Annotated in this window: 5 protein-coding genes, 1 tRNA gene and 1 pseudogene; 6 read left to right on the forward strand and 1 reads right to left on the reverse strand. The window is 41.4% G+C overall.

The genetic code is table 11. The annotated features are described in order from the left end of the window. Nucleotides 1-11 precede the first annotated feature (11 nt). Together carB and SINDD18_RS01940 are read left to right on the forward strand one after the other, a co-directional pair. Nucleotides 12-2,087: pseudogene (gene carB, locus SINDD18_RS01935) on the forward strand (carbamoyl-phosphate synthase large subunit); the annotation flags it as partial. Between the two features lie 355 nt (nucleotides 2,088-2,442). Continuing rightward, nucleotides 2,443-3,777, forward strand: a complete 1,335-nt coding sequence (locus SINDD18_RS01940; RefSeq protein WP_000094598.1) for an Nramp family divalent metal transporter — start codon at nucleotides 2,443-2,445, stop codon at nucleotides 3,775-3,777. A gap of 130 nt (nucleotides 3,778-3,907) precedes the next feature. Here the strand turns inward: SINDD18_RS01940 and SINDD18_RS01945 are convergent. After that, a tRNA-Ser gene (locus SINDD18_RS01945) sits at nucleotides 3,908-3,995 on the reverse strand. 161 nt (nucleotides 3,996-4,156) lie between these two features. Here SINDD18_RS01945 and SINDD18_RS01950 point away from each other — a divergent pair. The 4 genes from SINDD18_RS01950 to SINDD18_RS01965 all read left to right on the forward strand — a co-directional run bounded on the left by SINDD18_RS01950 (nucleotide 4,157) and on the right by SINDD18_RS01965 (nucleotide 10,178). Beyond that, nucleotides 4,157-4,897, forward strand: coding sequence for a DeoR/GlpR family DNA-binding transcription regulator (locus tag SINDD18_RS01950; RefSeq protein WP_061862900.1), 741 nt, complete (start codon nucleotides 4,157-4,159; stop codon nucleotides 4,895-4,897). Continuing rightward, the gene (pfkB, locus tag SINDD18_RS01955) at nucleotides 4,894-5,805 is read left to right on the forward strand and encodes a 1-phosphofructokinase (protein ID WP_000640771.1); all 912 of its coding nucleotides are present in this window, start codon (nucleotides 4,894-4,896) and stop codon (nucleotides 5,803-5,805) included. Before SINDD18_RS01950 ends, pfkB begins: the two co-directional genes overlap by 4 nt. After that, complete coding sequence (locus SINDD18_RS01960) at nucleotides 5,802-7,757, forward strand: PTS fructose transporter subunit IIABC (protein WP_061862901.1); 1,956 nt, start codon at nucleotides 5,802-5,804, stop codon at nucleotides 7,755-7,757. Before pfkB ends, SINDD18_RS01960 begins: the two co-directional genes overlap by 4 nt. Before the next feature lie 90 nt (nucleotides 7,758-7,847). Next, on the forward strand, nucleotides 7,848-10,178 hold the full coding sequence (locus tag SINDD18_RS01965; protein ID WP_081108235.1) for a DNA translocase FtsK: 2,331 nt from the start codon (nucleotides 7,848-7,850) through the stop codon (nucleotides 10,176-10,178). Nucleotides 10,179-10,338: the final 160 nt, after the last annotated feature.

Below are 10,338 nucleotides of genomic sequence, written 5' to 3' on the forward strand. Positions count from 1 at the left end.
AAGTTTGAAAAGGGGAACGTCGTCTTGGTACCCAAATGAAGGCGACTGGAGAGGTTATGGCCATCGGTCGGAACATCGAGGAATCTCTCCTTAAAGCTTGTCGCTCTCTAGAAATTGGAGTTCACCACAATGAAATTCCAGAACTTGCAGATGTTTCAGATGATGCCTTGATTGAAAAAGTTGTCAAGGCTCAAGATGATCGTCTCTTCTACGTATCAGAAGCCATTCGCCGTGGTTATACACCAGAGGAAATTGCTGAACTCACAAAAATTGATATCTTCTTTCTAGATAAACTCTTACACATTTTTGAGATTGAGCAAGAATTGGGCTCTCATCCACAAGATCTTGAAGTTTTGAAAACTGCAAAATTGAATGGATTTTCAGACCGTAAGATTGCTGAACTATGGAAAACGACAGCTGATCAAGTTCGCCAACTTCGTTTAGAAAACAAGATTGTCCCAGTTTACAAGATGGTAGATACTTGTGCCGCAGAGTTTGATTCAGAAACTCCGTACTTCTATTCAACCTATGGTTGGGAAAATGAATCTATCAAGTCAGATAAGGAATCTGTACTTGTCCTAGGTTCTGGTCCAATCCGTATCGGTCAAGGAGTTGAGTTTGACTATGCGACTGTTCACTCTGTTAAGGCAATTCAAGCTGCTGGCTACGAAGCTATTATCATGAACTCGAACCCAGAGACAGTTTCGACCGACTTCTCTGTATCGGATAAACTTTACTTTGAACCATTAACATTCGAAGATGTCATGAATGTCATCGATTTGGAGCAACCAAAAGGTGTTATCGTTCAGTTTGGTGGTCAAACAGCTATCAACCTTGCTGAGCCATTAGCAAAAGCAGGTGTGACTATCCTTGGTACGCAGGTTGCTGACCTAGACCGTGCCGAAGACCGTGACCTCTTCGAACAAGCTCTCAAAGACTTGGATATTCCACAGCCACCTGGACAGACTGCTACAAACGAAGAAGAAGCAGTACTTGCAGCCCGCAAGATTGGTTTCCCAGTCCTTGTTCGCCCTTCATATGTCTTGGGTGGACGTGCTATGGAAATCGTTGAGAATGAAGATGATCTTCGTTCTTACATGCGTACTGCGGTTAAGGCAAGTCCAGATCATCCAGTTCTTGTAGACTCTTATATCGTCGGTCAAGAGTGTGAAGTAGATGCTATCTCAGATGGACAAAATGTCCTCATCCCAGGTATCATGGAGCATATCGAACGCGCAGGCGTCCACTCAGGTGACTCCATGGCTGTTTACCCTCCACAAACCTTGTCTCAAAAGGTTCAAGAAACAATCGCAGACTACACAAAACGCCTAGCAATCGGCCTTAACTGTCTTGGTATGATGAACATTCAGTTTGTCATCAAGGATGAGAAAGTCTACGTTATTGAGGTCAATCCACGTGCCAGCCGTACTGTACCGTTCCTATCAAAAGTAACCAATATCCCAATGGCTCAAGTTGCAACTAAGTTGATTCTCGGTCAAAGTCTTGAAGAGCTTGGTTATCAGGATGGACTTTATCCAGAAAGCAGTCGTGTTCATATCAAGGCGCCAGTCTTCTCATTTACCAAGCTAGCGAAAGTAGACAGCTTGCTCGGTCCTGAAATGAAGTCAACAGGGGAAGTTATGGGTTCTGATACGACTCTTGAAAAAGCCCTCTACAAGGCCTTTGAAGCTTCTTATCTTCACTTGCCAACCTTTGGAAATGTTGTCTTTACTATCGCTGATGATGCCAAGGAAGAAGCTTTGGATTTGGCTCGTCGTTTCCAAAATATTGGTTATGGTATCCTTGCGACTCAAGGAACAGCAGCTTTCTTTGCAAATCATGGCTTGAAGGCTCAACTCGTTGGTAAGATTGGTGATGGTGAACATGATATCCCAAGCTATGTTCGTAAAGGGAAAATCCAAGCTATCATCAACACAGTTGGTACTAAGCGAACTGCTGATGAAGATGGTGAACAAATCCGCCGTTCAGCTATCGAACATGGTGTACCACTCTTTACAGCCCTAGATACAGCGGATGCTATGCTTAAGGTACTTGAAAGCCGTAGCTTCGTTACAGAAGCAATTTAGTTTCTTGTTAAATAATCTAAGTAGCTTTTATCCAGCGTCAAAAGACGCTGGTTTTTCCTCTTTTATAGAGAAATCGAGTTAGAAATAATAGTTACAGTTCACTATTAAATGTCAAAGTTTATCAATAGATTTATCATTATCGTTAATGAGTAGACTTATTCTGACTTTCCCTAAAATTTTGTTGAATTTTCTTAAGTTTTTATCATATTTTTTATAATTAAGGTACCTTAAGAAAAATAATGAAAAAACTAAATGTTTTTCATATAGTTTTCATTGTTTTAATAGTTTAAAGTCAATCTTATTTTTCTCTAATAGAAAATAATGAAAAAGTAGGTTTAGAAAGAGGTAAGTATCTATGTCTTCTCATAAAAAAGTGTCACTCTCTGAGATTAATCAATCTATCGATACTCCAAATAACAATCATTTCTGGCAAAATTTAAAGGCCTTTTTAGGTCCGGGTGCTCTTGTCGCAGTTGGTTATATGGATCCAGGAAACTGGATAACTAGTGTAGTCGGTGGTGCTTCCTATAAGTACAGTCTCTTGTTTGTCATCCTGATTTCATCGCTTATTGCCATGCAGCTTCAGCAGATGGCTGGAAAACTTGGAATTGTAACCCAGATGGACTTGGCTCAGGCGACAGCTCATCACTCACCAAAATGGCTTCGTTATAGTCTATGGGTGATTTTGGAATTGGCCTTGATGGCGACAGATTTGGCAGAAGTTCTAGGTTCAGCTATTGCTCTAAATCTTCTCTTTAAGATTCCGATTATGATAGCCATCCTCTTGACAGTTTTGGATGTCTTTCTCTTATTGCTTCTTATGAAGTTTGGCTTTAAGAAGATAGAAGCTATCGTGACAACGCTGATTTTAACGATTCTAGCAATCTTTACCTATCTAGTAGCTTTGTCACATCCAAGCTTCCAAGGAATCGTTGAGGGTTATCTACCAAATGCAACCTTGTTTGAGAGTCCTCTGCCTGGACATGAAAGTCAATTAACCTTGGCGCTGGGGATTGTGGGTGCGACAGTGATGCCCCATAACCTCTATTTACATTCTTCCTTGTCTCAGACTCGGAAAATCAATCATAAGGACAAGAATGATGTGCGAAAAGCCGTTCGTTTTATGACCTGGGATTCTAATCTCCAGTTATCCTTGGCCTTTGTGGTTAACTCCCTTCTTTTGATCTTAGGAGCAGCACTCTTTTTTGGACATGCATCTGAGATTTCTGCCTTTTCACAAATGTATAACGCCTTGCAGGATTCAACCATTGCGGGAGCTATAGCTAGCTCAACCCTATCAACCTTGTTTGCCTTGGCCCTATTAGCAAGTGGTCAGAATTCGACTATCACAGGTACCTTGACAGGGCAAATCGTTATGGAAGGTTTCTTACATATGCGATTGCCTCAGTGGTTCATTCGTTTGGCGACTCGTCTCTTTGCCTTACTACCTGTCATGATAGTAGCAGTTTTGTTTGGTCATCAGGAAAAAACCTTGGATCAGTTATTGGTTTATTCGCAGGTCTTTCTTTCAATCGCTCTTCCATTTTCAATCTTCCCCTTGATTTATCTTACTTCAAAAAAATCACTGATGGGAGAATTTACCAATGCCAAATGGAATACCATCCTTGGTTATATTGTTTCCATTATCTTAACTGTTCTCAATGTGAAATTGCTGTTTGATATTTTTTAAGATCTTTTAACATGAAGTAGAAAAAAATCACCCGAGAGTTAACTCTTGGGTGATTTTTTGCAATTCAAATCTTTGATAGACGATAATCCATTATAAAAAGCTGCATCAAGATGCAGCTACACTATAGCAACGGAAGACATGGGATTCGAACCCACGCACGCTTTCACACGCCTACCGCGTTTCCAACACGGCCTCTTAAGCCTCTTGAGTAATCTTCCAATACTTACTAAAATAGTTTATCATAAAGGGAATTATCTTGCAAATAAAATTCAAACAATTGGCAAAACGATAGAAAATGAAAGAAAGTGACAAAAAGTGCTTGACTTTGATTTTTTTTGTGGTAGAATGATTATTGTAATCGTTAACAGGAGGTGAGTAAGTGCTAAAAACCGAGAGAAAAAAATTGATTTTAGAGGAGCTGGGCAAACATAAAGTCGTTTCTCTAGAGAAATTAGTAGGTTTGTTAGACACGTCAGAATCAACGGTTAGACGAGATTTAGATGAATTGGAATCGGAAAATAAACTTCGCCGAGTTCATGGAGGAGCAGAGTTGCCTCACTCCTTGCAAGAAGAAGAAACCATTCAAGAAAAATCTGTCAAAAACCTTCAAGAGAAAAAATTGATTGCGCAGAAAGCAGCTTCCCTCATCAAAGAAAAAGATGTTATCTTTGTGGATGCAGGAAGTACGACAGCCTTTCTCATTAAGGAATTGGAGCGAAAAGACATTACTGTTGTAACCAACTCCATTCACCATGCGGTCCAATTAGTGGATAAGCAAATCCCAACAGTTATTATTGGCGGTGGGGTTAAGATGACGACTGATGCCAGCATCGGTGGTGTCGCGCTTAATCAGATTAACCAATTACACTTTGACCGTGCCTTTATCGGAATGAATGGTGTGGACGAAGGTTATTATACAACTCCAGATATGGAGGAGGGAGCTGTCAAGCGTGCTATCTTAGAAAATGCCAAACAAACTTATATTTTGGCGGATTCGTCTAAGGTTGGTCAGTCTTGTTTCGCTAAGGTCGCGCCTATAAAACGAGCAATTGTTATTACAAGCAAGGGTCACGAACTCTTGCCAGCTATCAAAGAAAAAACGGAGGTTATCGAAGTATGATTTATACAGTCACGCTAAATCCATCTATTGACTATATTGTCCGTCTGGATAAAGTGGAAGTTGGTAGTGTTAATCGTATGGATAGTGATGATAAGTTTGCTGGTGGTAAGGGAATCAATGTTAGCCGTGTCTTGAAACGCTTGGATATTCCAAATACAGCGACTGGATTTATCGGAGGTTTTACTGGTAAATTTATCACAGATACTTTAGCTGAAGAACAAATTGAAACGCGATTTGTTCAAGTAGCAGAAGATACGCGTATCAACGTCAAGATTAAAGCGGATCAAGAAACTGAAATCAACGGAACTGGTCCTACTGTTGAGCCAGAACAGCTTGAAGAATTAAAAGCTATTCTTTCAAGTCTAACAGCAGAAGATACAGTGGTATTTGCTGGTTCAAGCGCTAAAAACTTAGGCAATGTCATCTATAAGGATTTGATTGCCTTGACTCGTCAAACGGGTGCTCAAGTGGTCTGTGACTTTGAAGGTCAGACCTTAATCGATAGTTTGGATTATCAACCTCTTCTAGTTAAACCAAACAATCATGAACTCGGAGCTATCTTTGGAGTCAAGCTCGAAAGTTTAGATGAGATTGAAAAATACGCTCGAGAATTGTTGGCTAAAGGTGCTCAAAACGTTATTATCTCTATGGCTGGAGATGGAGCCCTTCTGGTAACATCAGATGGAGCATACTTTGCAAAACCGATTAAGGGAACCGTGAAAAACTCAGTAGGTGCTGGTGACTCTATGGTTGCTGGATTTACAGGTGAGTTTGTCAAATCAAAAGACGCAGTAGAAGCCTTCAAATGGGGAGTGGCTTGTGGAACAGCAACTACCTTCTCTGATGACTTGGCAACTGCAGCATTTATTAAAGAAACTTATGAAAAAGTTGAGGTAGAAAAAAGATGAAAATTCAGGATTTATTGAGAAAAGATGTCATGTTGCTTGATTTGCAAGCAACTGAAAAAACAGCAGCTATCGAAGAAATGATTCATAGCTTGGTTGAACACGGATACGTGACAGATTTTGAAACCTTTAAAGAAGGAATCTTGGCGCGTGAAGCTTTGACTTCTACAGGTTTGGGTGATGGTATTGCAATGCCACACAGCAAAAATGCTGCTGTTAAAGAAGCAACTGTTCTCTTTGCTAAGTCAAACAAGGGTGTTGACTACGAAAGTTTAGATGGACAACCAACTGACCTCTTCTTTATGATTGCTGCTCCAGAAGGTGCAAATGATACTCACTTGGCTGCCTTGGCAGAATTGTCTCAATACTTGATGAAAGACGGCTTTGCTGACAAACTTCGTCAAGCGACATCAGCTGATCAAGTCATCGAACTCTTTGATCAAGCTTCAGAAAAAGCTGAGGAACCAGCTCAAGCTCCTGCAAATGACTCTGATGACTTCATTGTAGCAGTTACAGCTTGTACAACAGGGATTGCCCACACTTACATGGCTCAAGAAGCTCTTCAAAAAGTGGCTGCTGAAATGGGGGTTGGTATCAAGGTTGAAACAAATGGTGCCAGCGGTGTTGGTAACCAATTGACAGCAGAAGATATCCGTAAGGCTAAAGCTGTTATTATCGCAGCAGATAAGGCAGTTGAAATGGATCGTTTCGATGGCAAACCATTGGTAAATCGTCCAGTTGCAGATGGTATTCGTAAGACAGAAGAGTTGATCAACTTGGCTCTTTCTGGAAATGCTGAAGTTTATCATGCTGCTAACGGAGCAAAAGCTTCAACAGCGTCTAACGAAAAACAAAGTATCGGTGGTGCTTTCTACAAACACTTGATGAGTGGTGTATCTCAAATGTTGCCATTCGTTATCGGTGGTGGTATCATGATTGCTCTTGCCTTCTTGATTGATGGTGCTATGGGTGTGCCAAACGATAGCCTCGGAAATCTTGGTTCTTATCATGAGCTCGCTTCTATGTTCATGAAAATCGGTGGTGCAGCCTTTGGTTTGATGCTTCCAGTATTTGCAGGATATGTTGCTTACTCAATCGCTGAAAAACCAGGTTTGGTAGCAGGTTTCGTAGCTGGAGCTATTGCCAAAGAAGGTTTTGCCTTTGGTAAAATCCCTTACGCTCAAGGTGGTGAAGCAACTTCAGCCCTTGCAGGTGTATCATCAGGTTTCCTAGGAGCCCTTGTTGGTGGATTTATCGCTGGTGCCTTGGTACTCTTAGTTAAGAAATACGTGAAGGTTCCACGTTCACTTGAAGGTGCTAAATCAATCCTTCTCTTGCCACTTCTTGGAACAGTCTTGACAGGATTTGTCATGCTTGCTGTTAACATCCCAATGGCAGCAATCAACACTGCTATGAACGACTTCCTTGGCGGTCTTGGAGGTGGATCAGCTGTCCTCCTTGGTATCGTTCTTGGAGGTATGATGGCTGTCGATATGGGTGGACCTGTCAATAAAGCAGCTTATGTCTTTGGTACTGGTACTCTTGCAGCAACAGTGTCAACAGGTGGTTCAGTAGCCATGGCAGCGGTTATGGCTGGAGGAATGGTTCCACCACTTGCAATCTTTGTCGCAACTCTTCTCTTTAAAGATAAATTCACAAAAGAAGAACGCAACTCAGGTTTGACGAACATCGTCATGGGATTGTCATTCATCACTGAAGGTGCGATTCCATTTGGTGCGGCTGATCCAGCTCGTGCTATCCCAAGCTTTATCCTTGGTTCAGCAGTGGCAGGTGGACTTGTTGGTCTTGCAGGTATCAAACTTATGGCACCTCACGGAGGAATCTTCGTTATCGCCCTTACAACAAATGCCCTTCTTTACCTTGTCTTTGTCTTGATTGGAGCACTTGTTAGTGGTGTAGTTTATGGTTACCTTCGTAAACCTTTAGAAAAATAATTACAAATACATTCAAATGACTGAACACGAAAGTGGGCAGTCATTTTTTTGATTTCTCTAGATGTTTCTGAAATATGGTATAATAGAAGAATGGCAAACAAAAATACAAGTAAAACAAGACGGAGACCGTCAAAGGCTGAATTAGAAAGAAAGCAAGCTATCCAACGGATGTTAATTTCCTTAGTTATAGCTTTTTGCTTAATGTTCGCTGCTCTGAAATTAGGAGCAGTGGGACTTACCCTCTATAACCTTATTCGATTACTAGTAGGAAGTCTGGCTTATCTGGTTATTCTTGTCGTTCTAGTCTATCTTTTTTTCTTCAAATGGATTCGAAAACAAGAAGGTCTGATCTCAGGTTTTCTTTGCATTTTTTCAGGCTTATTGCTGATTTTTGAAGCTTATCTAGTATGGAAATATGGCATCGAGCAGTCTGTCTTTAAGGGAACTTTATCTCAAGTTTTGACAGATTTGACAGGCTTTCGTGTGACTAGCTTTGCTGGAGGAGGGCTTTTAGGTGTTGCTCTCTACATTCCAGTCGCATTTCTCTTTTCAAATATTGGCACTTATTTTATCGGAGCCATCTTAATCTTAATCGGTGCTCTTTTAGTCAGTCCCTGGTCTGTCTATGATATCGCTGATTTCCTTGGAGAGCGTTTTGCACTTTGGATGGAGCGACGTGAGCAGAAGAAGCAAGAACGCTTCATTAAACGAGAAGAAGAAAAAGCTCGTAAGGAAGTAGAGGAGCAGGAGAGACTAGAAAAAGAACAGGCAGAGCAAGCCATGTTGGATATACCTCCTGTTGATATGGAAACTGGCGAGATTTTAGAAGCTCCTCCTGTTCACTTTGATGATCTACCGCCCCTTCCAGAGGAAGAATGGGTGGAACCTGAGATTATACTCCCACAAGCGGACTATGATTATCCTGAAGCAGATGATATTCCAGAAGAAGATGAGTTCTTAGAGGATGAAGATATTGAAGTAGATTTTTCTGCTAAAAAGGCCTTGGAATATAAGCTCCCAAGCTTGCAACTCTTCGCACCTGATAAACCTAAAGACCAGTCCAAGGAAAAGAAGATTGTTCGAGAGAATATTAAAATCTTGGAAGAAACCTTTGCAAGTTTTGGTATCAAGGTAACGGTTGAACGTGCTGAAATTGGCCCATCAGTCACCAAGTACGAAGTTAAGCCAGCCGTCGGTGTGCGGGTCAATCGTATTTCCAATCTAGCGGATGACCTGGCCTTAGCTCTAGCTGCCAAGGATGTTCGTATCGAAGCCCCAATTCCTGGGAAATCTCTTGTCGGGATTGAAGTGCCTAACTCTGAAATTGCGACCGTATCTTTCCGAGAACTCTGGGAACAGTCTCAGACTAAGCCTGAAAGTCTTCTAGAAATTCCTCTTGGGAAAGCCGTTAACGGAACAGCTCGTAGCTTTGACTTGGCTAAAATGCCTCACTTGCTAGTGGCCGGCTCTACAGGTTCTGGTAAATCTGTTGCGGTTAATGGGATCATCGCAAGTATTCTGATGAAGGCTCGCCCAGACCAAGTCAAATTTATGATGGTGGATCCTAAGATGGTTGAGTTGTCGGTCTACAACGATATTCCCCATCTCTTGATTCCAGTTGTGACCAATCCTCGTAAAGCAAGTAAGGCTCTTCAAAAAGTCGTAGATGAGATGGAAAACCGTTATGAGCTCTTTGCCAAGATTGGAGTTCGAAATATTGCTGGTTTTAATGCTAAAGTTGAGGAATTCAATACTCAGTCTGAATACAAGCAAGTACCTCTACCTTTAATCGTCGTGATTGTCGATGAATTGGCAGATTTGATGATGGTTGCCAGCAAGGAAGTGGAAGATGCTATTATCCGTCTTGGGCAAAAGGCGCGTGCGGCTGGTATCCATATGATTCTTGCAACTCAGCGTCCTTCAGTAGATGTTATCTCTGGTTTGATTAAGGCTAATGTTCCGTCCCGTGTAGCCTTTGCTGTTTCTTCAGGAACGGATTCCCGGACTATTTTGGATGAAAATGGTGCTGAGAAACTCTTGGGTCGAGGGGACATGCTCTTTAAACCAATTGATGAAAACCATCCTGTTCGCTTGCAAGGTTCCTTTATCTCAGATGATGATGTCGAACGCATCGTAAACTTCATTAAGGCCCAAGCAGATGCTGATTATGATGAAAGTTTTGATCCCGGAGAGGTTTCTGAGACAGAAGGAGAGACTGCTTCGGGTGAAGATGGTGGAGATCCGCTATTTGAAGAAGCCAAGGCTCTGGTTATTGAAACCCAAAAAGCTAGTGCTTCCATGATTCAGCGTCGATTATCAGTTGGTTTTAACCGAGCAACTCGATTGATGGAAGAACTGGAGATGGCTGGGGTTATTGGGCCAGCAGAAGGAACCAAACCTCGAAAAGTTTTACAACAATAAAAAACGTAAAAATAGTATAAAAATGCATGGAAACTTTATTGAAAAGTTGGTCAAAATTGGTCTAACTTTTTCGATGAAGTTTCCTTTTTTATAGCTATTCATTTAGAAATAAGGGGATCTGAAAATCGTTTCAGGTTTAGCAAATAATCGGATTTTACTT

The sequence above is a fragment of the Streptococcus infantis genome, from assembly GCF_001579645.1.
Lineage (GTDB): Bacteria > Bacillota > Bacilli > Lactobacillales > Streptococcaceae > Streptococcus > Streptococcus infantis_E.

What these genes read in the sequence shown, in the direction of transcription:
- pfkB (WP_000640771.1), top strand. Translation starts at nt 4,894, where the DNA reads ATGATTTATACAGTCACGCTAAATCCATCTATTGACTATATTGTCCGT.
- SINDD18_RS01940 (WP_000094598.1), top strand. Translation starts at nt 2,443, where the DNA reads ATGTCTTCTCATAAAAAAGTGTCACTCTCTGAGATTAATCAATCTATC.
- SINDD18_RS01960 (WP_061862901.1), top strand. Translation starts at nt 5,802, where the DNA reads ATGAAAATTCAGGATTTATTGAGAAAAGATGTCATGTTGCTTGATTTG.
- SINDD18_RS01965 (WP_081108235.1), top strand. Translation starts at nt 7,848, where the DNA reads ATGGCAAACAAAAATACAAGTAAAACAAGACGGAGACCGTCAAAGGCT.